We start from the raw sequence: 21,536 nt of genomic DNA, 5'->3' as shown, positions 1-21,536 counted from the left end.
TGGCAACGGCTGTTTGCTCAAGGCCGAAGTGTTTTCTATCCCCTCTGGAGAAGAGCGCCAGGCACCGAGGCACGAATACCAGACTTGTTCACCTCCTCGGGAGGACTATGCCGATGACACGCCGGAAAATGGGGAGACCCTAGAGGCATGGAGGGGTTGACGAACTCGGGGTCGGCGCGTACTATTCGCCTCGTTCTCGCAAGGCGAGACGGTGTGGGGCCTTAGCTCAGCTGGGAGAGCGCAACACTGGCAGTGTTGAGGTCAGCGGTTCGATCCCGCTAGGCTCCACCAACAAGACACCACGAAAAGCCCCCTGGCGCCCGGCGTCAGGGGGCTTTTCGTTGGCCTGTGGGCGGTGGGCCTCGCCGGCGCGTTGTTGTGGCCGACGTCGCGGTCGTCGCTTCGCGGGGCATCCCAGATGCAGAAGCCCCGCCGCGGCGATGCCGGGCGGGGCTTCTGGTGTCGCTGGCGGTCAGGGCTCAGGCGCAGTCGGCGGCGCCTTCTCCGAACATGTCGAACAAGAGCTCGCGGCCGAGCGGGGTGAGTACCAGGCGGTTGTGCTCGTTCCAGGAGGCTGCCTCGCTGTTGACCAGCACCTTCTCGCAGGTCTGCCATTCGCTGGAGGAGCGGGAGAGGCGAGCCACATCCTGGCGGTCGAGACCGCGATGGGGGATGGAGACGGTTTCCAGCACGTGGCCATGGTGGTAGAGCAGAGCCGCCATGTTGGAGAGGCACTGGCGCAGGCTGCGCTGCATGGAGGCGATGGGGGAAGCGTCGATCATCATGGGCCGCATTTCCTGTCACTCAGGGGTGTGCTGCGGCGCATTATACTACCAAGGTCGTGGTTATACAAAGGTCTAAGGGGGTGGCTCGGGGCTCTGCGGTGGAGCGTCGCAGGGCCCCGGGAATATCAGCCGTCGACGCGGCCGAGCAGCAGGAACTCGATCAGCGCCTTCTGGGCATGCAGGCGGTTGCCCGCCTCCTGCCAGACCACGGCGCGCGGGTCGTCGAGCAGGGTCTCGCTGATCTCCTCGCCGCGGTGGGCGGGCAGGCAGTGCAGGAAGAGGGCGTCAGCCCTGGCGCGGTCGAGCAGCGCCTCGGTCACCTGGAAGCCGGCGAAGTCCGCTTCGCGCTTGGCCTGCTCCTCCTCCTGGCCCATGGAGGCCCAGACGTCGGTGGTGACCAGGTCGGCGTCGACCACGGCATCGTTGGGGTCGCGCAGGATTGTAATCCGGTCGCCGGCGGCCGCGAGGAGATCCTGGCGCGGCTCGTAGCCCTCCGGACAGCAGATGCGCAGCTGGAAGTCGAACTGGCGGGCGGCATTGATCCAGGAGTGGCACATGTTGTTGCCGTCGCCGATCCAGACCGCCGTCTTGCCCTTGACGCTGCCGCGCAGCTCGGTCCAGGTCATCACGTCGGCCAGCAGCTGGCAGGGATGGTAGTCGTCGGTCAGCGCATTGATCACCGGCACCGCGCTGGCCGCGGCATACGCCTCCAGCCCTTCGTGGGAGAAGGTGCGGATCATCACGATGTCGACCATCTCCGAGAGCACCCGGGCGGTGTCGCCGATGGGCTCGCCGCGACCCAGTTGGGTGTCGCGGGGGGAGAGGAAAAGGGCGTGGCCACCGAAGTGTGCCATGGCGGTCTCGAAGGAGACCCGGGTACGGGTCGAGGACTTCTCGAAGATCATCGCCATGGTGCGGTTGGGCAGGGGGGTATAGCGGGGTCCCTGGGCCTTCAGCTCGTTCTTGATGGTGATGGCGCGCTGGATGAGGTAGTGCAGCTCATCCTGGCTCAGGTCCAGCAGGGTCAGGAAGTGGCGGGTGGCCATTGGGCGTGCTCCACGGGAAAAAACGACCATCCTAGCCAGGCGTCGGGGGATGCGCAACGCGCGTCGTATCAGTAGAATGGGCGATCACCAAGACCTACCGTCGAGCTCGGGTATTGTCCCGCGCCGCCATCCGCGACCTCTGTCATCCGTGACATCCATAGGGAGACGCCATGAGCACCACCCTCGAGAACATCCAGCGCCAGATCAGCGAAAACCCCATCCTGATCTACATGAAGGGAACCCCTCAGCTGCCCCAGTGTGGCTTCTCCGCCCAGGCCGTCCAGGCGCTGATGGCCTGCGGCGAGCGCTTCGCCTTCGTCAATATCCTGGACAACCCGGATATCCGCGCCGAGCTGCCCAAGTTTGCCAACTGGCCCACCTTCCCTCAGCTGTGGGTCGAGGGCGAGCTGGTCGGCGGCTGTGACATCGTGATGGAGATGCACCAGAGCGGCGAGCTCGAGAAGCTGATCAAGGAGACCGCCGCCAAGCACCAGCACGACGCCTGAGCCCTCGAGACCGCAGCGACAGCGTCGAGCCACCAGCTGGCGTCATGGAACCCCGTCGGCAGTGCCGGCGGGGTTCCCTGTTTATGCGTCTGGTCGCATCATGCCGGCTGCCGTCTAGGGTACCTCGTCCATCCCCTGTTCGCGCTGAGCCAGGGACCAGCCGCCCAGCTCCTTGTAGCGATTGACCATGGCGCAGAACAGCTCGGCGGTGCGTTCGGTATCGTAGCGCGCCGAGTGGGCCTCGCCGTTGTCGAAGGGGATGCCGGCGGCGCGACAGGCCCTGGCCAGCACCGTCTGGCCGTAGATCAGGCCGGCCAGCGAGGCGGTGTCGAAGCTGGAGAAGGGGTGGAAGGGGTTGCGCTTGATGCCGCAGCGGTTGACGGCGGCATTCAGGAAGCCGTGGTCGAAGGCCGCATTATGGCCGACCAGCACGGCGCGGGTGCAGCCGTGGGCCTTGATCGCCTTGCGCACCGGGCGGAAGATCTCGCCGAGCGCCTCGGCCTCGGAGAGCGCCACCTGCTGGCGCAGCGGGTCATCGAGCCTGATCCCGGTGAAGTCCAGCGCCGACTGCTCGACGTCGGCACCCTCGAAGGGCTTCACGTGGAAGGCGTAGGTGGCTTCGGGCAGCAGGAAGCCCTGGGCGTCCATGGTCAGGGTCACCGCGGCGATCTCCAGGATCGCATTGCGCTCGGCGTTGAAGCCGCCGGTCTCCATGTCCACCACCACCGGCAGGAAGCTGCGGAATCGCTGTGCCAGCAGCTCGCGGGCGATCGCCTCGCTCATGCACCCTCTCCTTGCGTCTTTCGGTCTCGGTCGCCGCGCCCCGCGGGGACCCGGAGCGAATCCGCGCAAGTTTAGCAGGTTGGCTTCCGGGCGTCCCGGGGGCGGTATTCGCCGTGCCAAGGGCGCGTTATACTGCCTCTCCTGATGCCAACCCCCTAGCTTTCATCGAGGAGCCCCGAATGTCCGATGTCAAGAAGGTCGTGCTCGCCTACTCCGGTGGCCTGGACACCTCCGTTATCGTCAAGTGGTTGCAGGAGACCTACAACTGCGAGGTGGTGACCTTTACCGCCGACATCGGCCAGGGCGAGGAAGTCGAGCCGGCGCGCGCTAAGGCCCAGGCCCTCGGCGTGAAGGAGATCTACATCGAGGACCTGCGCGAGGAGTTCGTGCGCGACTACGTCTACCCGATGTTCCGCGCCAACACCCTCTACGAGGGCGAGTACCTGCTCGGCACATCCATTGCGCGCCCGCTGATCGCCAAGCGCCTGATCGAGATCGCCAACCAGACCGGTGCCGACGCCATCTCCCACGGCGCCACCGGCAAGGGCAACGACCAGGTGCGCTTCGAGATGGGTGCCTATGCCCTCAAGCCCGGCGTCAAGGTGATCGCCCCCTGGCGCGAGTGGGACCTGACCTCCCGCGAGAAGCTGATGGCCTACTGCCAGCAGCACGACATCCCGGTGGACTTCACCAGCCAGAAGAAGAAGTCGCCCTACTCCATGGATGCCAACCTGCTACACATCTCCTATGAGGGCGGCATCCTCGAGGACCCCTGGGCCGAGCCCGAGGAGGACATGTGGCGCTGGAGCGTCTCGCCCGAGGCGGCACCGGACGCGCCCACCTACGTGGAGCTGACCTATGAGAAGGGTGACATCGTGGCCATCGACGGCACCCCGATGCGCCCCCATGAGGTACTCGAGACCCTCAATAAGCTGGGCGGCGACAACGGCATCGGCCGGCTCGACATCGTCGAGAACCGCTACGTGGGCATGAAGTCCCGTGGCTGCTACGAGACGCCCGGCGGCACCATCATGCTCAAGGCTCACCGCGCCATCGAGTCCATCACCCTGGACCGCGAGGAGGCCCACCTCAAGGACGAGCTGATGCCCAAGTACGCCAAGGTGATCTACAACGGCTACTGGTGGAGCCCGGAGCGCCGCATGCTGCAGGCCGCCATCGACGAGACCCAGAAGAACGTCTCCGGCGTGGTGCGCATGAAGCTCTACAAGGGCAACGCCATCGTGGTGGGGCGCCAGTCCGAGCAGTCGCTGTTCGACGAGTCCATCGCCACCTTCGAGGACGACGCCGGCGCCTACGACCAGAAGGATGCCGAGGGCTTCATCAAGCTCAACGCCCTGCGCCTGCGTATCGCGGCCGGCAAGGGCCGCAAGCAGGACTAAGGAAACGCTGATTTATTGCTGCGCTCGATATCTTGGCCGCCAGCGGTGCTGGTACGCCAGCCCGGTCGGAATCCTCACCTAGTACCGCATAGGCTCCGGTTTCTGCGCTCCGGTGGCGGCCAACCTCTCTTCGCTCGCGACATAAATCAGGCGTTCCCTGAAGTGACTACTGTGTCGACACCGGCTTATGCCGGTGTCATCGTTTCGGGAGGATCTCAGATGCTGAAGAAATTGCTGTCCGGGCTGTTCGGCGGCGGCGAAAAGGCGCCGGGCAGCGCGCCGGCCGCCGAGCCGGTGGCCTACAAGGGCTACCAGATCATCTCCGAGCCCGCCGACCAGGGTGGCCAGTACCGGGTCAGCGGCTGGATCCGCAAGCCCGGGGAGGACGGCGAGGTGCAGGAGTACCGCTTCGAACGCTCCGACATGGTGCCCGGCCGCGAGGCCTGCGACCAGCTGATGGTCAGCAAGGCGCAGCGCTTCATCGACGAGGTGGGCGAGGGGATGTTCCGGCCCCGCTGACCGGTAACGGCGGCGTAGCGGGGCGCGCTCCCGCCATCCCCCTTTCGGCCAAGTGTGCCTCGGCGGGCGCGCCGCTACACTGGATCGATTTCCGCAGCCCGGAGTCGTCATGCGCCTGCTTCACCGTGCCTCCTCGTGGCGTTCGCTGTTTGCCCACGAGGAGCATCCCGACCCTGCGCGGCTGCCGCCGTTGCTGGCCCCGCTGCGCGACGCCCTCGCCGAGCTGGGCCCGGCGCCGACCCTGCCCGAGGCCCACGCCTGGCAGCCTCGCCTGGCGGAGGCGCTGATGCGCCTCGACCTCCCCGCCTGGCGCATCAGCCAGCTGATCAGCGACCACAATGACTGGCTCTACCGGCGCGCCATCCAGCTGGCCCTGAGCGAGATGGAGGGGCAGGGGTGGGGAGCGCCGCCGGTGCCTTACTGCGTCATCGTGATGGGCTCCGGGGCCCGCCAGGAGAGTCTGCTCGGCCCCGACCAGGACAACGGCATGATCATTGCCGACTATCCGGACAGCCGGCACACCGAGATCGACGGCTACTTCCAGGTGCTGGGCGAGCGCTTCACCGACCGGCTGGACCAGGCCGGTATCCCGCTGTGCAGCGGCCATGTGATGGCGCGCTGGCCCATGTGGCGCAAGCGACTCTCGGAGTGGAGCGAGCAGCTGGCCATCTGGACCGCGGGGCGTCGGGTCAAGCGGGTGCAGCAGGCCAACATCCTGCTCGACTTCCGGGCCGTACACGGGGAGGGTACCCTGGCGGAGGCGCTGGCCGACCGCGTGGCGCGGCTGATGCCCCAGGCCGGGCTCTTCCTGGACGAAATGGGCGCGCTGCTCGACGAGCTGCCGGTGGCTCTGGACCGCTTTGGCCGACTCTCGGGGTCACTCGATGGGGCGCCCCATGAGAGGGCGATCAACCTCAAGCAGCAGGCGGTGCTGCCGCTGGTGGCCGCCGTCCGCTTGCTCTCGCTGCGCCATGGGGTGCGCGAGGTCGACACCCGGGAGCGGCTGGCGGTGCTGGTGCTGAAGGAGGCGCTTCCCGCCGAGACCAGTCGCGCCCTGACCGCGGCGCTGGAGCGCCTGCAGGGGTTGCTGCTGGAGGAGCAGTGCCGGGGCGTCAGGTCGGGGCGGGGCGCCGATGGCTGGGTCGACCTGTCGCGCCTCGGCGAGGACCAGCGCCTGCTGCTTCGCTATGACCTGCAGCAGATCAGGGCCCTGAAGCGCCGCGCCAGGCGGGGTTAGGCCTTCTGGGCCTGCGGCGCCTCGGGCAGCTCCATGATCAGGCAGGCGCCGCCCAGGGTGGGGGCGTCCTCGACCCACAGCCGGCCGCCCAGGTGGGCGACGATGCCGCGGCTGATGGGCAGCCCCAGGCCGCTGCCGCGCGGGCGCCCACGGCTCTTCTCGGGGCTCTCGCCGGGGCGCTGGATCTGGTGGAACTTCTCGAACACCCGCTCGCGCTCGTCGTCGGCGATGCCGGGGCCGTTGTCCTCCACCGCCAGGCGGTAATGGTTCTGGTGGCGGGCCAGGCGCAGTAGCACCCGCGGGGCAGCGTCGTCGGCGAACTTGCCGGCGTTGTCCAGCAGGTTGATGATCACCTGCTCCAGACGATCCGGGTCGCCCACCACCGCCGCCGTCTCGACCTCGATGCGCACCTCCAGCGCCACCCCCCGGTTCTCCTGCATATGGTGCACGGCATCGACGCTGTGGCGGGTCAGCTCCACCAGGTCCAGCTTCTGCGGGTTGAGGGTCAGCCGGCCGCTCTCCAGGCGAGCCAGGTCGAGGATCTCCTCGATCAGCCGCGACAGCCGCTGGCTCTCCTTGACCACCACGTTCAGGAAGTGGACCCGCTTCTTCTCGGGCAGGTCGCCGCTGTCGCGCAGGATCTCGGCGAAGGCGCGGATCGAGGTGAGCGGGGTGCGCAGCTCGTGGCTGACCATGGCCACGAACTCGTCCTTGAGGCGATCCAGCTCGCGCAGGCGCTCGTTGGCGGCGCGCAGCTCCTCGCTGGCCCGGGCCAGCTCTCCGGATTTCTGCTCCAGGCGGCGGTTGACCTCCAGGGTCTCCGAGGTGGTGTCGAGGATGCTCAGGATCGACTCCAGGTCCAGCGCCTCGCCGCGCACCACGGAGTTGATCAGCACCCGGGCCGAGGCATTGCCGAGCGCCCCGGAGAGCGCCTGCTCGGCCCGGGCGATCAGCTCCGGCGGGGCCGGCTGGTCGTTGGTGGGCTCCTCCCCCGGATAGCCGGTGAAGACCCGGGCGGTGGCGCCCGCGCCCAGGTAGCGGTCGAGCAGCGAGCGCAGCTCGCCCCGGGTGGTCTGGCCGTGCCACAGCGAGGTCTCCATCAGGCTCGGGTGCATCGCCTCGGTGAACAGCGCCGCCTGGGTCTGCTCCAGCGGGGTCTGCCGGGTGAACAGCGAGACGCCCACCAGCAGGCCGACGTTGGCGGTCAGGCTCCACAGCAGGGAGTGGGAGTAGATGTCCCAGCCCTCCAGGCCGAACAAGGCGTAGGGCCTCAGCCACGCGAGGCCAAAGGGACCCGCGCTCAGGAAGGCGTCGTCCAGCCACCCCGACTGGGCGAAGCCCGGGATCAGTAGGGTCCAGGCCCAGATCAGGGTGCCGGCGATCAGCCCCAGGGCGGCGCCGCGACCGGTGGCGCCGCGCCAGTACATGCCGATCAGCATCGCCGGGGCGAACTGGCAGGCGGCGGCGAAGGAGACCAGGCCGATGGTCACCAGGCTGTAGGAGTCGCCGATCAGGGCATGGTAGAGGTAGCCCAGCAGCAGGATCAGCACGATGGCCACCCGGCGAATGCCCAGCAGCCAGCCGGCCAGCTCGCCGCGGCTGCTCAGGTGGAGTCGCCGGGTGCGCAGCAGCAGCGGCATGATCAGCTGGTTGCTGACCATAGTGGAGAGCGCGATGGTCTCCACGATCACCATGCTGGTGGCCGCCGACAGGCCGCCGATGAAGACCAGCAGCGGCAGCCCCTCGAAGCCCGCCGAGAGCGGCAGGGTCAGCACGTAGCTGTCCGGGTCGCCGGCCGAGAGCAGCATACCGGCCAGGGCGATGGGGATCACGAACAGGTTGATGGCCAGCAGGTAGAGCGGAAAGAGCCAGGTGGCGCGCTTGATGTGGCGCTCGTCGACGTTCTCCACCACCAGCACCTGGAACTGGCGGGGCAGGGCGATGAAGGCCAGGAAGGCCAGCATCAGCATGCCGATCCAGCCGCTGGCGCCACCGGGAATGGCGTCGAGCCCCATCGCCCCCACCAGGTCGGGGCTCGCCGTCACCTGGGCGAAGAGATCACCCGGGCCGTGGAAGAGCCCGAAGACCACGAACAGGCCCACCGTCAGGAAGGCGAGCAGCTTGATCAGCGACTCGAAGGCGATGGCCGCCACCATGCCCTCGTGGCGTTCGCTGGCATCCAGGTGGCGGGTGCCGAAGAGGATGATGAAGACCGCCAGCACCAGAGCGACCCAGAAGGACCTGTCGACCCAGAATGCCTCCTCGGCGATGCTCAGCTCCGGCGCCTGGGGATAGTTGACCAGCACCGCATGGCTGACGGTGATCGCCTTGAGCTGCAGGGCGATGTAGGGGGTGATGCCGATCAGCGCGATCAGCGCCACCAGGGCGCCCAGGCTCGAGCTCTTGCCGTAGCGGGCGCTGATGAAGTCGGCGATGGAGGTGATGCGCTGGGCGCTGGCGATGCGCACCATCTTGCGGATCAGGAAGGGCGCCAGCAGCATGGCCAGGGTCGGGCCCAGGTAGATGAGCAGGAAGCTGGGACCGTACTGGGCGGCCCGGCCGACGCTGCCGTAGAAGGTCCAGGCGGTGCAGTAGACGGCGATGGAGAGCGCATACACCGTGGGGGAGCCGATCAGCGAGCGGCCCTGCTCGGCGCGGCGGTCACCCCAGGCGGCGATCACGAAGAGCAGCGCCAGGTAGCCGAAGGCGACGCTCAGCACTACGGCATCGGTCCTCATCGCCCGGTCTCCGTCATGCTCACTCTCCCGAAGGGTGCTCGAGCAGCCAGGCGGCCAGCGCGATCACCACGGCCCAGGCCACGAACAGGTAGAGCGGAAGCCAAGAGAGCCCCCCGGCGGGCCGGTCGAAGAGCAGCACCAGCGGGGGGGTGAACAGCAGCGTGGCCAGCAGCACCAACGCGGTGAGCCGTTCGCCGAGGCGTGGGGTCTTCATGCCGGCCGCCGCCGGAGCCAGGCCAGTGGGGTCATGAGGCGCAGGCATCCTCCTTGGTCAGGGCGCTGTTCTGCAGGGCCAGCGCCTGCTCCAGGGTCTCGATGCCGCGGGCCTCCAGGCGTGGCAGCAGCGCCAGCCACAGCTCGGCGGTGACCCGGGCGTCACCCAAGGCGGTATGCCGCGTGCCCGGCGGGAAACTCAGGCCGTAGCGCTCGGCCAGGCTGTCGAGGTCGTGGCCATCCAGGCTCGCATCCAGGGCCCGCGAGATCAGCAGGGTGTCGAGCACCGGCATGTCGAGGGTCACGCCGGCCCCCGGCGGCTGCAGGGCGAGCAGGTCGAAGGCGGCGTTGTGGGCCAGTATCACCGCGTCGCCCACGTAGTCGCGGAAGCGCGGGAGCACCACCGGCAGGGGCGGGGCGCCCGCCACCTCGGCGTCGGTAATGCCATGGATCGCGGTGCTGGCCGGGGGAATCGGCCTGCCGGGGTCGACCCGCATGTCGAACACCTCGTTGGCCAGCAGCCGGGCATTGACGATCCGGCAGGCGCCGATGCTGATCACGGTGTCGCCGCGCCGCAGTTCCAGGCCGGTGGTCTCGGTGTCGAAGGCCACTACCTCCAGGGCCCGCAGCGGGCGGGCCGCCAGCTCGGCGTCCGGCGGGGGAAGCTCGGCGATGCCGAAGTCGTGGAACTCCGGGCGCGGCTCGGTGGCCGGGCGCGGCGCCCCGACTCGCTCGGTGGCGGGCAGAGGCAGGCGCAGGCGGGCATGCACGCCGTCCTCATCGGCCAGGCTCCAGGCATCGCTGGCATGCTGGCGCAGCACGTCGGCGACCCGCGGCGAGAGCGGCAGGTCGTCGAGGCGCTGCTGCTGCCATTCGGTGAGCTGGCGCTCGCTGAGCGGTGCTCCGCGCCAGATCAGGTCCAGGTAGACCCGCTTGTTGCCCAGGCAGACTTCGCCCTCGAGGCCCTGCGGGCTGCGCTGCTGCTGGAGGCCATCGATCAGGGAGCCCAGCAGCACCAGCAGCGCCGTGGCGTCGCCCTTGAACCAGGCGGGCATGCCCACCGGCACCACCGTGACCTGGCCGGCGCGACGCTCGTTGAGGGCCTGCCACAGGTCGTTGGACCATAGCGGCACCAGCCGCTCTCCCTCGTGCTGCATCTGCTCCACCAGGGCGGCGAGCTGCTCGATGTCTTGGCCCAGGGACTGGCTCTCCTCGTCGATCACCCGCTCGAGGCGCTGGCGCATCTCCCCCGAGGCGTTGCCCAGGGAGCTCAGGGCATCGGCCGCGCTGGTCAGGCTGGCGCTGTGGCGGCGCAGGCGGGGCAGGCTGTCGAGCAGCTCGGCGCGGGCGCCCATCTCGCTGGTCCAGGCGGCGGTGGTATCGCTCAGGGTAAGCAGGGTCTCGCCGTGGCTGCCGGGCACCCGGCGCAGTACGGCGCGCAGCCAGCGCTCGTCACAGGGCACCAGCACCTCCCGCGGCGAGCCGTCACGGGGCAGCTGGCCCAGGGCATCCTGGAGGCTGGTGGCGGGCAGCAGGCTCTCGAGACGCTTGCCCAGCCCCAGCCCATGATGATTCTCGAAGAGGGTCTCGGCCGCCTGGTTGAAGAGCAGTACCCGACGGTGCTGGTCGCAGAGCAGCAGCGGGGTGTCGAGCACCTGGAGCAGGGTCTCGAGCTCCTGGCGGATGCGGGCGGCGCTGCGCGCGCCTTCGGCGTGGGCGGTGGCCAGGCGGCCGCGGTCGGTCCGCCAGGCATCGCGCACCCGCACCAGGTCGGGGCCCAGTGCCCGCAGCCAGCCCTCGGGGGGGTAGTCCTCCCGGGCATCGGGGTTGGCCACCATGCGCGCGAGCTGCACCTGCAGGTGGCGCAGCGGGGTGAACAGCTGGCGTTCCAGCAGCAGGCCCACCAGGAAGATGGTGCCACCGCCGGAGAAGCAGCCCAGCCACAGCACCAGGCGGGCCAGTCCCTCGGGTTGGAGGAGGGTGTCGAGCCACAGGCCGAAGATGGCGCCGCCGAAGACGCTGATGCCGCTGAGCAGCAGCCAGAGGCCGATCAACCGCTGGCGGCGGGGCAGCCCCGAGAGACGTCGCGCCATCAGGAGACCTCGGCGAGCAGCGCCTTGACCTTGTCGACCAGCGCCTGGGTAGAGAAGGGTTTGGTGATGTAATCGTCGGCGCCCAGCGCCAGGCCCTTCTCGCGCTCCACCTCGCGCCCGTGGGCAGTGAGCATGATGATCGGCAGGCGGGCGTGGCCGGGATCGGCGCGCAGGCGTTCCAACACGTCGAAGCCGCTGATGCCCGGCAGGCTGATATCCAGCAGGACCAGATCCGGGGGGGCCTCGGCCACCCGTGCCAGGGCGCTCTCGCCATCCTTGGCGGTGACCACCTCGAAACCCGCCTGCTGCATCAGGAACTCCAGCGACAGGACGATGTTGGGTTCATCGTCCACCACCAGGACCTTGGCCATGGCGTTCTCCATTCTCGTTGTCATCGTTGTTGTCTTGGGGATTCATTGCTGGTCAGTCTAGTGTCAGGCGCGAGGCGCGGCAAAGGCGACCTTGGCAGAAGATCCACCCGCCTGCGGGCAGCGATGCCTGGGAACGCTATCGCTTCTGGCTGCACCACGCCGAGGGGGCAGGGATGGGGCCGCTGGTGATGCGCCTGATGTTCTCGCGGCTCGGCCAGCCCCCGGTGCCCGCCCTGGCGCGCCCGCTGGGGTGTCTGTTCGCCCGCGGGGTGGAGCAGCAATATCTGGGGCCGGAGATCCGGCGCCTGGGGGACTTCTGGGAGAGCGAGCTGGCCGCGCACCGTGGCGCGGATCGGTGAGTTTCGCCTGGCCGGGGGCTGAGTCTCAGCGGCCGGGATCGTCCTGGCCCTCGGCCCGGGCGCCGGGGCCGAAGGGGCCGAGCCACAGCCACACCTGCAGCACCACCAGCAGCGGCAGCAGCCAGAGCGGCGCCCCGGTGGTGGCCACCAGCAGCCGGTAGATCACGAAGCCGATGATACCGGCCGCCAGGCCCACCAGCGGAAAGAGCAGCGGGCGCTGGTAGCCGGGGCGGCGCGAGAGGCGATAGAGGGTGCCGATGAAGGCGCCGAAGGCACCGGTCGTGGCCAGGGGGAGAAGCAGGTCCTGCATGGCGGTCTCGCTCTGGGTCTTGGTCAGAGGGGTAATACCATCCGGGGCGATCCATCGCCAATGCCGCCTTCGGTGGGTTGCTGTGCCCCGGCAGAGCTGGTAGCGATCACGAAAAAGGGCAGGCCACCGGCCTGCCCTCTGCTCACGGTTGCGGGATGGCCCGTCAGGCCAGCCCGAGCTCGTGGGTTGCTTCCTCACGCATCTTGAACTTCTGGATCTTGCCGGTGACGGTCATTGGGAACTCGTCGACGAACTTCACGTAGCGCGGCACCTTGTAGTGGGCGATCTTGCCCTTGCAGAATGCCTTGAGCCCGTCGGCGTCGAGCTGCTGGCCGTCGACCAGCTTCACCCATGCCATCACCTCCTCGCCGTACTTCTCGTCCGGCACGCCGATCACCTGGACGTCGGAGATGGCAGGGTGGGTGTAGAGGAAGTCCTCGATCTCGCGTGGATAGATGTTCTCGCCGCCGCGGATGATCATGTCCTTGATGCGCCCGACGATCGCCACGTAGCCCTCGTCATCCATGGTGGCGAGGTCGCCGGTATGCATCCAGCCGGCGCTGTCGATCGCCTTGGCGGTGGCCTCCTCGTTGTTCCAGTAGCCCAGCATCACGCTGTAGCCGCGGGTGCAGAGCTCGCCAGTCTCGCCGCGGGGCACCACGGCGCCGGTCTCCGGGCTCACCAGCTTCACCTCCAGGTGGGGGTGGATGGTGCCCACGGTGGTGACGCGCTTCTCCAGCGGGGCGTCGGTCTGGGTCTGGAAGCTCACCGGGCTGGTCTCGGTCATGCCGTAGCAGATGGTGACGTCCTTCATGTTCATGCGGTCGATCACCTTGCGCATCACCTCGATGGGGCAGATGGAGCCCGCCATGATGCCGGTGCGCAGGTGGGTGAGGTCGAAGCTCTCGAAGTTGGGCAGCTCCAGCTCGGCGATGAACATGGTCGGCACGCCGTAGAGGGCGGTGGCGCGCTCCTCGGAGACCGCGCGCAGGGTCGCCTCGGGGTCGAAGCCGTCGCCCGGGTAGATCATGGTGGCGCCGTGGGTCATGCAGCCGAGGTTGCCCATCACCATGCCGAAGCAGTGGTAGAGGGGCACCGGGATCACCATGCGGTCCTCCTCGGTGAGCGCCATGGTGCGCGCCACGAAGAAGCCATTATTGAGGATATTGTGGTGGGAGAGGGTAGCGCCCTTGGGCGCGCCCGTCGTGCCCGAGGTGTACTGGATGTTGATCGGGTCGTCGAACTGCTGGGTCGCCTGCACCTCGGCCAGGTGCTCGGCGGAGACCTCGCCTGAGTGGGCCAGCATCGACTGCCAACTGAACATGCCGGTGAGCGCCCGGTCGGCATCCAGGCAGACCACCCGCTTGAGATCGGGCAGCCTGGCGCTCCTGAAGGTGCCGGGGCCGCCCTCGCGCAGCTCGGGGGCCAGCTCCGCCAGGGTCGCCACGTAGTCGGAGCTCTTGAACTTGCCCTGCAGGATCAGCGTCGAGGCGCCGGACTGCTTGAGAGCATACTCCAGCTCGTGGGTGCGGTAGCTGGGGTTGATGTTGACCAGAATGGCGCCGATCTTCGCCGTGGCGAACTGGGTGATGGTCCACTCGGCGCAGTTGGGTGACCAGATCCCGACGCGATCGCCCTTGGTGACGCCGAGTGCCAGCAGGGCGCGGGCGGCCTGGTTGACGGCGGCCTGCAGCTCGGCCCAGGTGTAGCGCAGCCCCTGATGGAGGCTGATCAGGGCCTCGCGTTCGGGGAAGCGGGCCACCGTCTCATCGAAGCAGTCGCCGATGGTCTGGCCCTTGAGGGGGGTGTCGCTGATGCCGCTGACGTAGCTGATCGGAGTGTGTTGGCGTGTCATCGTCTACCGTCTCTTTGTTGTTGCTGGGTGTGCAGTGGTGCAACACGGTCATGACCTTGGTCGCAGCCGACTCAGTGCGTCGGGGGCTCGACGCCGAGGCTGGACAGCACCTCTCGGGCGCGGCTCTCCACGTCGTCGAGCTCCTTGTGCATCAGCCGGATGTCCTCCAGCTGGCGCTCCAGGTTGGCGCGCTTGTCGGCCAGGATCTCCAGAAGACGCTGAAGCTGGCGGGCGTTACCATCGGGCATGGCGTCATACATCATCACCACCTCGCGGATCTCGGCCAGCGAGAAGCCCAGGCGCTTGCCGCGTAGGGTCAGCTTGAGACGTACGCGGTCCTTATCGCGATAGATGCGCGTCTGCCCGCGGCGCTCGGGAGCCAGCAGCCCTTCCTGCTCATAGAAGCGGATGGTGCGGGGCGTCACCTCGAACATCTTGGCGAGTTCGCCGATGGTGTAGGTGCGTCGCTGAATGGGCAGGCCGCCGGGCTGGGTCGCGGCGCTCGCTGTGCGCTGAGTCATAAGCGTCTTCCTTTATTGTAGGGCGGGGCGAGGCGCAGGCCGCCCGCCTGACGGCAACACTAGCCGAGGTTTACGTTAACGTAAAGTGCTTGTTCGACCATGGGGTGATGTGGGATAAACCTAGCAAGTGCTAGGTTGGTATCAGCCGGCAGCAAGAGGTCAACGGCACGACAGCCAACAACAAGACAATCGACACGTGAAACGAGGATAGCACCATGGATTTCTCCCTGAGCGATGACCAGAGGGCGCTGGTCCAGGCCGCCGCCGACTTCGCGAAGGCCGAACTGGCCGACCACGCCGCCGAGTGGGATGCCAGCTCCCACTTCCCCCTCGATGTCATTCGCCGCGCCGGCGAGACCGGCTTCCTGGGCATCTATACCCCCGAGGAGCACGGCGGGCTGGGCCTGTCGCGCCTCGATGCCTCGCTGATCTTCGAGCAGCTCGCCCAGGGCTGCGTGGCCACCACCGCCTACCTCACCATCCACAACATGGTGACCTGGATGATCGCCAGTTGGGGCGACGACGCCCTGCGCGAGGCCTGGGTGCCGCAGATGATCAGCGGTGAGGCGCTGGGCTCCTACTGCCTCACCGAGCCGGGCGCCGGCTCCGACGCCGCCAGCCTGCGCACCAAGGCCGTCCGCGAGGGCGATGAGTATGTCATCTCGGGCTCCAAGATGTTTATCTCCGGCGCCGGCAGCACCGAGGTGCTGGTGGTGATGGTGCGCACCGGCGCGCCCGATAGCGGTGCCGGTGGGGTCTCGGCCATCGTGGTGCCGGCCGACGCCGCGGGCATCGAGTATGGAAAGAACGAGGAGAAGATGGGCTGGAGGAGCCAGCCGACCCGGCTGGTCAGCTTCGACGGCGTGCGCGTGCCGGTTACCAATCGCCTGGGGGCAGAGGGCGAGGGCTTCAAGTTCGCCATGAAGGGGCTCGACGGCGGGCGCCTCAATATCGCCAGCTGCTCCCTGGGGGCCGCCCAGCACGCCCTGACTCTGGCCCGCAACTACATGAGCGAGCGCAAGCAGTTCGGCCGTGAGCTCAACCAGTTCCAGGCGCTGCAGTTCAAGCTCGCCGACATGGCCACCGAGCTCACCGCAGCCCGGCTGATGGTTCGCCAGGCCGCCTGGCGCCTCGACCAGAACGACCCCGAGGCGCCGGCCCACTGTGCCATGGCCAAGCGCTTCGCCACCGATGTAGGCTTCCAGGTCTGCAATGAGGCTCTGCAGCTCCACGGTGGCTATGGTTATATCCGCGAATACCCCCTGGAGCGGCTGGTGCGCGATACCCGTGTGCACCAGATCCTCGAAGGCACCAACGAGATCATGCGCCTGATCGCCGCCCGTCGCCTGCTGGCCGATGGCGTGATCGAATCCCTTCAGCTTACTTAACAACATAGGGAGTTCAAGATGTCGGACCTTCCCGTGACCTTCGACGAGCTGCCCACCGCCTGCGGCGGGCGCATCGGCGTGGCCACCCTCAATGCCCCCAAGTCCCTCAATGCTCTCTCCCTGGAGATGGTTCGCCAGCTCGAGGCCAAGCTCGAGGCCTGGGCGGTGGATCGCAGCATCGTGGCGGTCTGGCTTGAGGGCAGCGGCGACAAGGCCTTCTGCGCCGGCGGCGACGTGGTGGCCCTCTACCGCTCGCTGACCGAGGCGGGCGACAACCGCGGCGCCGGCCGCGACAGCCTGCTGGCCGAGACCTACTTCACCGCCGAGTACCGCCTCGACTACCGCATCCACACCTACCCTAAGCCGCTGATGGTGTGGGGCGACGGCATCGTCATGGGCGGCGGTCTTGGCCTCATGGCCGGGGGCTTCCAGCGGATCGTCACCGAGACCACTCGCATCGCCATGCCGGAGATCACCATCGGGCTCTACCCGGATATCGGTGCCAGCTGGTTCCTCAACCGCATGCCCCCCGGGGTGGGGGCCTACCTGGGCCTGACCGGCGCCCAGCTCAACGCCCGCGACGCCCTGGATCTTGGCATGGCCGACCGCTTCATCCCCCGCGAGCGGCGCGGCCTGGTGCTTGCCGCCCTGACCGAGGCGGACTACGGCGACCGCAGCGGCCCGGCCCTGCGCGCCGGCGTCCAGGCTGCCCTGGACCGCCATGAAGATCGCGCCACCGCTCCGACGGGCCAGGTGATGCCACGCCTCGATCATCTCCAGGCGCTGGTGGGCGCCGTGGACGTCGCCACCGCCGTGGGTCGAATCCTCGCCGATGACAGCGACGACGCCTGGCTTGCCGCCAACCGGGAGCGCCTGGCCGCCGGCTGCCCGATGAGTGCCCAGCTGGTGTGGCGCATGCTCGACCGGCACGCCCACACCAGTCTCGCCGACGCCTTCCGCGACGAGCTCGTGCTGTCGGTGCAGTGCTGCCGCCACGGCGACTTCGTCGAAGGTGTACGGGCGCTGTTGATCGACAAGGACAAGGCCCCACGCTGGCGCCATGCTGACGTGGCCAGCGTGCCGGAGGAGGCGATCCAGGCGCTGTTCGTCTCGCCCTGGGACAGCGAATCCCACCCGCTGCGCGACCTGGGCCTCGGCCACCGCGTCGGCTGAGGACCTCAAGGCCCCAACAATAACGCCACTATCTCAAGGAGCCATCCATGAAAATCGCCTTTATCGGCCTCGGCAACATGGGCGCGCCCATGGCCAGCAACCTGGTCCGTGCCGGCCACAGCGTCACCGTCTTCGACCTGATGGAAAGCGCCATGCAGGCGCTGGAGAGCGAGGGGGCTCGCCGCAGTGCCAGCGCCGTGGAGGCCGCCCGCGGGGCCGAGGTGATCATCTCCATGCTGCCCGCCGGGGCCCACGTGAAGGGGCTCTACCTGGGCAGAGGCGGTGAGCCGGGCCTGCTGGATGCCGCGGAGGGTCAGCCGCTGGTGATCGACGCCTCCACCATCTCCCCGGACGACGCCTGCGCCGTGGCCGCCGCCGCCGCCGAGCGGGGCATCACCTGGCTGGATGCGCCGGTCTCCGGCGGCGTTGGCGGTGCCAAGGCCGGCACCCTGACTTTTATCGTCGGGGGCCCGGAGGCGGGCTTCACCCGCGCGAAGCCGGTGCTCGAGGCCATGGGCAAGAACATCTTCCACGCCGGCGACCACGGCGCGGGGCAGGTGGCCAAGATCTGCAACAACATGCTGCTCGGCATCCTGATGAGCGGTACCGCCGAGGCCCTGGCGCTGGGCGTGAAGAACGGTATGGACCCGGCGGTGCTCTCCGAGATCATGAAGCAGAGCAGCGGCGGCAACTGGGCGCTGAACGTCTACAACCCCTGGCCCGGCGTGATGGAAGGCTCTGCCGCCTCCCGAGACTACCAGGGGGGCTTCCTCACCGACCTGATGGCCAAGGACCTGGGCCTGGCCTGGGAGCTGGCGCTGGGCTCGAAGTCCTCGGTGCCCATGGGCTCCCAGGCCCGCAACCTCTTCGCCCTGCACAGCGCTCAGGGTAGCGGTGCTCTCGACTTCTCCAGCATCCAGAACCTCTACCGCGCCGGCGAATAACCCCTGGCTGCTGCCCATGGAGAGCTCCCGCAGGGGCTCTCCATGGCGCATGCCTGCCCCTGAAGCCGGCCTCGCTCCCCGCCGTCGGTGTGGCACAATGTCCGCCCGGTATTGCAACGAAGGGTTCGCCCGATGGCATATGTTCTGGTGATGGGCGGTCTTGCGCTGTCGGTGAGCTTTACCCTTGGCTGGGTGCTGTGGCGTGCCTCCCTCTGGGCCTGGGGGCGGGTGGCCGGGCCTCCTGCGCGGCGGCAGGTACAACCCAGGGCGCGCGCCCGCAAGGCGCCAGCAGCTCGCAAGGCGCACGCCAAGCCAAGTGCGAAGCCGGCCCCGCGTGGGCCCTGGGGGCTCACCTGCTGGCTGGCACGCCGCCACTTCGCGCTACCCCTGGCAAGCCTTGCCCTCATTCTCTACGGCCTGACCCGGGTGGTGGAGTTCGGCATGACGCAGCGCCCGCTGTCGCCTCCCGTTGGCTATCACCGCCTGGTGGATGGCCTGGGCTGGCTGGCTGCCGGGCTGCTCGCCCTGGCCCTGCTGAACCTGCTGGCGCGCTGGCGCTGCCGCGAGAAGTGAGCGGCGGCGTCGAGTCGGCTTCCTACCGCATGACGTCCCTCGGGCTGCCGTTTTTCGGTGCTATCCCTTGATTTCCTGCCTCTTTTGCCCCGGCTCCCGCGATGGGGGGGCGTTTCTCCTGGTGCGTCTCGTATCCGTCAGCTCGCCGACCTGCTGCGCGTGGGCCACGGCGACTTCATCCACGCCAAGCTCCAAGCCCTGGCTCAGCGCGCTTGAAAGGATCCTCTGCGGGCGGTATCTCTGTTAGAGAAAAATGTCGATCGATAGTCTATTATTAGATGTAACATCTTAATTTTATGCCACTTGCCGATGTTCCGCCGAGGCCTGCTAGACTTCTTGCCATGATTGCCCTGCCGCCAGGCGGGGTTTTCTCTTTGGCTGAGCAGGGAGACTTCCATGTCCCGCAACATCATCGTTCTCGGCGCCGGGATGGTCGGCGTCTCGGTGGCCTGGCACCTGGCGCGCCGCGGCCACGACGTTACCCTGATGGATCGTCGCGCCCCGGGCCTCGAGACCTCCTTCGGCAACGCCGGCATCATCCAGCGCGAGGCGGTGCGCCCCTACGCCTTCCCCCGGGATCTCGGCACCCTGCTGCGCGTGCTGCCCAACCGCGAGGTGGACATCCGCTATCGTCTGACCGACATGGTGGGTGCGGCGGGGCCGCTGCTGCAGTACTGGATCAACTCCGGCGGGGCGCGCTACGCGCGCATCGTCAACGAGTGGGCCTCGCTGATCATGCGTTGCCAGGATGCCCACGCGACGATGATCGAGGCCGCCGGCGCCGAGGCGCTGGTGCGCAAGGGCGGCTGGCTGGAGCTCTACCGGACCCGCAAGGCGCTAGACGAGCGTCTGGAGGAGGCCAAGGAGAACCACGAGCGCTTCGGCGTGGAGTACGAGGTGCTGGATGCCGAGGCGCTCTATGCCAAGGAGCCGCACCTGGCCGAGGGGCTGGTCGGTGCCATCCACTGGACCCAGCCGTGGATGGTGGCGGACCCGGGCGGCCTGGTGCAGGCCTACGCCGCTAACTTCGAGGCGCTGGGCGGCCATGTGATGCAGGCCAGCGTCGAGGAGGTGCATCAGGTGGGCACCGGCTGGCGCGTCACCACCAGCGAGGGGGACCTGGAGGCGCAGCAGGTGGTGGTGGCCATGGGTCCCTGGAGCGGCAAGCTGCTGTCGCGGCTGGGCCTCGAGGTGCCGCTGTTCGTGAAGCGTGGCTATCACATGCACTACTCGGCGGAGGGAGAGGCCAGGCTCAACCACTGGGTGATGGATGCCGAGCGGGGCTTCCTGCTCGAGCCGATGCGGGCCGGCATTCGCCTGACCACCGGGGCGGAGCTGGCCGACCTGGACGCGCCGCCCCAGTACAAGCAGCTGGCGGCGGCGGAGAAGGTGGCGCGCAAGCTGTTCCCCCTGGGCAAGCGGCGCGATGCCCAGCCGTGGAAGGGCGCGCGTCCCTGCATGCCCGACATGAAGCCGGTGATCGGCGCCGCGCCCGATAAGGAGGGCTTGTGGCTGGCCTTCGGCCACGGCCACCAGGGCTTCACCCTGGGGCCTGTCACCGGAGAGCTGCTGGCCCAGATGATGGATGGAGAGACCCCAGCGGTCGACATGACCCCGTTCCGGCTCGACCGTTTCTGACGGCGCCTCGGGTTGCGAGGCCCTCAACGATAGCGGGCGCCTGGTTGCCAGGCGCCCGCTGTCGCGTCGAGGGAGGCTATCCCTCGGCCCTGCCGTTGCCGCTGTTCCGGCGGCGCAGCTGATGGATGGCCAGCTTGATCAGCACCGTGACCACGAAGACCAGCCAGCCGGCGGTGGCGAAGACGTTGAATAGCAGCATCTTCTGGGGGCCGCTCAGCGGGGCCAGCACGCTCTCGATGACGATGCCGAAGCAGAAGGCCAGGGTCAGCGGCAGCGCCAGGATATGCATCCACATCTCGGTGCGCCGCTTGCGCACGTGGTAGCGGCGCAGCAGCACGCGAATGGGACGATGCACGAAGCTGACCAGTACCAGCGCCCCCAGCATCAGCAGGGCGGCTAGGGTGGGCTCGATGCTGCCTACCTGCGCCGTCAGGCTGATCGACCAGTACACCACCAGCCAGGACAGCCCGGACAGCACGGTGACCAGATCGGCATAGTGGCGCACCTTCGGCATGTTCACTCCCTTCGTTGGATCAGCGGGCATGATACGGGAAATCAGCGCCGCGTGAAGAGCCGGCGAACCCAGTACCAGCGGTTGATCAGCAGCGCGGCGAAGATCAGCGCACAGCCCGAGAGCTGCAGCAGCGTCATGGTCTCGCGGTACCAGGCGGCGGCCAGCAGCGCGGTCCAGACCGCCTCCAGCATCAGGATCACCGCGGCATGGCTTGGGGTGGTGAGCCCCTGGGCGTGCACCTGGAGGAAGAAGCGCAGGGTGCTGGCCAGCAGCACGCTGGCGACCAGCCAGCCGAGGGTCACCCCGCCGATGCGCCCAGGCCAGGGCTCGATCAGAAGCGATGCCAGGCCGAGCAGCAGACCCACCACGCTGAGCTGTATCACCGTGAGCGGCAGGGCCGGCACCCGGTGCACCACTCGTGAATTGACCAAAAAGCGCGACAAGCCTCGGCACTTCAGGCCGAGGAAGGATAGCACGGGCGCCGCAGGCGCCCTATACTACTGGATATAAATATAGCTTCGGGTCACTATGCAACGCCTCCAAGCCTTCAAATACGAACTGATGCCCAAC

The 21,536-nt window shown here is 68.1% G+C and carries 22 protein-coding genes and 1 tRNA gene; 11 read left to right on the top strand and 12 right to left on the bottom strand.

The window, feature by feature from the left end:
• The first annotated feature begins 215 nt into the window (after window positions 1-215).
• A tRNA-Ala gene (locus DER72_RS15115) sits at window positions 216-291 on the top strand.
• 188 nt (window positions 292-479) lie between these two features.
• On the opposite strand, the gene DER72_RS15110 is transcribed toward DER72_RS15115, so the two are convergent.
• Together DER72_RS15110 and argF are read right to left on the bottom strand one after the other, a co-directional pair.
• On the bottom strand, window positions 480-785 hold the full coding sequence (locus tag DER72_RS15110) for a hypothetical protein (protein WP_110070767.1): 306 nt from the start codon (window positions 783-785) through the stop codon (window positions 480-482).
• 125 nt (window positions 786-910) lie between these two features.
• Window positions 911-1,831: an ornithine carbamoyltransferase gene (gene argF, locus DER72_RS15105; RefSeq protein WP_110070766.1), complete on the bottom strand. Its 921-nt coding sequence runs from the start codon at window positions 1,829-1,831 to the stop codon at window positions 911-913.
• Between the two features lie 170 nt (window positions 1,832-2,001).
• On the opposite strand from argF, the gene DER72_RS15100 reads away from it, so the two are divergent.
• Window positions 2,002-2,337 carry a Grx4 family monothiol glutaredoxin gene (locus DER72_RS15100; RefSeq protein ID WP_110070765.1) on the top strand — a complete coding sequence of 112 codons (336 nt, stop codon included), beginning with the start codon at window positions 2,002-2,004 and terminating at the stop codon, window positions 2,335-2,337.
• 114 nt (window positions 2,338-2,451) lie between these two features.
• On the opposite strand, the gene rnt is transcribed toward DER72_RS15100, so the two are convergent.
• On the bottom strand, window positions 2,452-3,120 hold the full coding sequence (gene rnt / locus DER72_RS15095; protein WP_110070764.1) for a ribonuclease T: 669 nt from the start codon (window positions 3,118-3,120) through the stop codon (window positions 2,452-2,454).
• A gap of 179 nt (window positions 3,121-3,299) precedes the next feature.
• Between rnt and DER72_RS15090 the strand changes: the two genes are divergently transcribed.
• The 3 genes from DER72_RS15090 to DER72_RS15080 all read left to right on the top strand — a co-directional run bounded on the left by DER72_RS15090 (window position 3,300) and on the right by DER72_RS15080 (window position 6,276).
• Complete coding sequence (locus DER72_RS15090; protein WP_110070763.1) at window positions 3,300-4,520, top strand: argininosuccinate synthase; 1,221 nt, start codon at window positions 3,300-3,302, stop codon at window positions 4,518-4,520.
• A 219-nt stretch (window positions 4,521-4,739) separates the two neighbouring features.
• Window positions 4,740-5,039, top strand: coding sequence for an HlyU family transcriptional regulator (locus DER72_RS15085; RefSeq protein ID WP_110070762.1), 300 nt, complete (start codon window positions 4,740-4,742; stop codon window positions 5,037-5,039).
• Window positions 5,040-5,148: 109 nt separating this feature from the next.
• Window positions 5,149-6,276 carry a DUF294 nucleotidyltransferase-like domain-containing protein gene (locus tag DER72_RS15080; RefSeq protein WP_110070761.1) on the top strand — a complete coding sequence of 376 codons (1,128 nt, stop codon included), beginning with the start codon at window positions 5,149-5,151 and terminating at the stop codon, window positions 6,274-6,276.
• On the opposite strand, the gene DER72_RS15075 is transcribed toward DER72_RS15080, so the two are convergent.
• The 4 genes from DER72_RS15075 to DER72_RS15060 are packed head-to-tail and all read right to left on the bottom strand — an operon-like array spanning window position 6,273 to window position 11,691.
• Window positions 6,273-9,014 (bottom strand): sensor histidine kinase, encoded by a 2,742-nt coding sequence (locus DER72_RS15075; RefSeq protein ID WP_110070760.1) that lies wholly within the window; start codon window positions 9,012-9,014, stop codon window positions 6,273-6,275. The genes DER72_RS15080 and DER72_RS15075 overlap by 4 nt on opposite strands.
• A 19-nt stretch (window positions 9,015-9,033) precedes the next feature.
• On the bottom strand, window positions 9,034-9,228 hold the full coding sequence (locus DER72_RS15070; protein WP_110070769.1) for a hypothetical protein: 195 nt from the start codon (window positions 9,226-9,228) through the stop codon (window positions 9,034-9,036).
• A gap of 31 nt (window positions 9,229-9,259) precedes the next feature.
• Window positions 9,260-11,320: a 3'-5' exonuclease gene (locus DER72_RS15065; protein WP_110070759.1), complete on the bottom strand. Its 2,061-nt coding sequence runs from the start codon at window positions 11,318-11,320 to the stop codon at window positions 9,260-9,262.
• Window positions 11,320-11,691, bottom strand: coding sequence for a response regulator transcription factor (locus DER72_RS15060; protein ID WP_110070768.1), 372 nt, complete (start codon window positions 11,689-11,691; stop codon window positions 11,320-11,322). Before DER72_RS15060 ends, DER72_RS15065 begins: the two co-directional genes overlap by 1 nt.
• Before the next feature lie 173 nt (window positions 11,692-11,864).
• Between DER72_RS15060 and DER72_RS15055 the strand changes: the two genes are divergently transcribed.
• Complete coding sequence (locus DER72_RS15055) at window positions 11,865-12,050, top strand: hypothetical protein (protein ID WP_181395687.1); 186 nt, start codon at window positions 11,865-11,867, stop codon at window positions 12,048-12,050.
• Between the two features lie 25 nt (window positions 12,051-12,075).
• On the opposite strand, the gene DER72_RS15050 is transcribed toward DER72_RS15055, so the two are convergent.
• The 3 genes from DER72_RS15050 to DER72_RS15040 all read right to left on the bottom strand — a co-directional run bounded on the left by DER72_RS15050 (window position 12,076) and on the right by DER72_RS15040 (window position 14,736).
• Window positions 12,076-12,360, bottom strand: coding sequence for a hypothetical protein (locus tag DER72_RS15050; RefSeq protein WP_110070758.1), 285 nt, complete (start codon window positions 12,358-12,360; stop codon window positions 12,076-12,078).
• 163 nt (window positions 12,361-12,523) lie between these two features.
• Window positions 12,524-14,215 (bottom strand): AMP-binding protein, encoded by a 1,692-nt coding sequence (locus DER72_RS15045; protein ID WP_110070757.1) that lies wholly within the window; start codon window positions 14,213-14,215, stop codon window positions 12,524-12,526.
• Between the two features lie 71 nt (window positions 14,216-14,286).
• Window positions 14,287-14,736 carry a MerR family DNA-binding transcriptional regulator gene (locus DER72_RS15040; protein ID WP_110070756.1) on the bottom strand — a complete coding sequence of 150 codons (450 nt, stop codon included), beginning with the start codon at window positions 14,734-14,736 and terminating at the stop codon, window positions 14,287-14,289.
• A 215-nt stretch (window positions 14,737-14,951) separates the two neighbouring features.
• On the opposite strand from DER72_RS15040, the gene DER72_RS15035 reads away from it, so the two are divergent.
• The 5 genes from DER72_RS15035 (at window position 14,952) to DER72_RS15015 (ending at window position 20,452) form a co-directional block, all read left to right on the top strand.
• Window positions 14,952-16,124, top strand: coding sequence for an acyl-CoA dehydrogenase family protein (locus DER72_RS15035; protein WP_110070755.1), 1,173 nt, complete (start codon window positions 14,952-14,954; stop codon window positions 16,122-16,124).
• 18 nt (window positions 16,125-16,142) lie between these two features.
• Window positions 16,143-17,297 (top strand): enoyl-CoA hydratase/isomerase family protein, encoded by a 1,155-nt coding sequence (locus DER72_RS15030; protein ID WP_110070754.1) that lies wholly within the window; start codon window positions 16,143-16,145, stop codon window positions 17,295-17,297.
• A 47-nt stretch (window positions 17,298-17,344) separates the two neighbouring features.
• Window positions 17,345-18,241 (top strand): 3-hydroxyisobutyrate dehydrogenase, encoded by an 897-nt coding sequence (mmsB, locus tag DER72_RS15025; protein ID WP_110070753.1) that lies wholly within the window; start codon window positions 17,345-17,347, stop codon window positions 18,239-18,241.
• A gap of 132 nt (window positions 18,242-18,373) precedes the next feature.
• Window positions 18,374-18,814 carry a hypothetical protein gene (locus tag DER72_RS15020; RefSeq protein ID WP_110070752.1) on the top strand — a complete coding sequence of 147 codons (441 nt, stop codon included), beginning with the start codon at window positions 18,374-18,376 and terminating at the stop codon, window positions 18,812-18,814.
• Window positions 18,815-19,210: 396 nt separating this feature from the next.
• On the top strand, window positions 19,211-20,452 hold the full coding sequence (locus DER72_RS15015) for an FAD-binding oxidoreductase (RefSeq protein WP_110070751.1): 1,242 nt from the start codon (window positions 19,211-19,213) through the stop codon (window positions 20,450-20,452).
• 76 nt (window positions 20,453-20,528) lie between these two features.
• On the opposite strand, the gene DER72_RS15010 is transcribed toward DER72_RS15015, so the two are convergent.
• Together DER72_RS15010 and DER72_RS15005 are read right to left on the bottom strand one after the other, a co-directional pair.
• On the bottom strand, window positions 20,529-20,966 hold the full coding sequence (locus DER72_RS15010; protein ID WP_110070750.1) for a hypothetical protein: 438 nt from the start codon (window positions 20,964-20,966) through the stop codon (window positions 20,529-20,531).
• Window positions 20,967-21,007: 41 nt separating this feature from the next.
• On the bottom strand, window positions 21,008-21,409 hold the full coding sequence (locus tag DER72_RS15005) for a DMT family transporter (protein WP_258306326.1): 402 nt from the start codon (window positions 21,407-21,409) through the stop codon (window positions 21,008-21,010).
• Between the last annotated feature and the right edge of the window lie 127 nt (window positions 21,410-21,536).

Origin of the sequence: Halomonas sp. A11-A, from assembly GCF_003182195.1 — a bacterium.
In the GTDB taxonomy this organism is placed as follows: domain Bacteria; phylum Pseudomonadota; class Gammaproteobacteria; order Pseudomonadales; family Halomonadaceae; genus Halomonas; species Halomonas alkalicola.
This window is presented reverse-complemented; position numbering and strand designations above follow the sequence as displayed.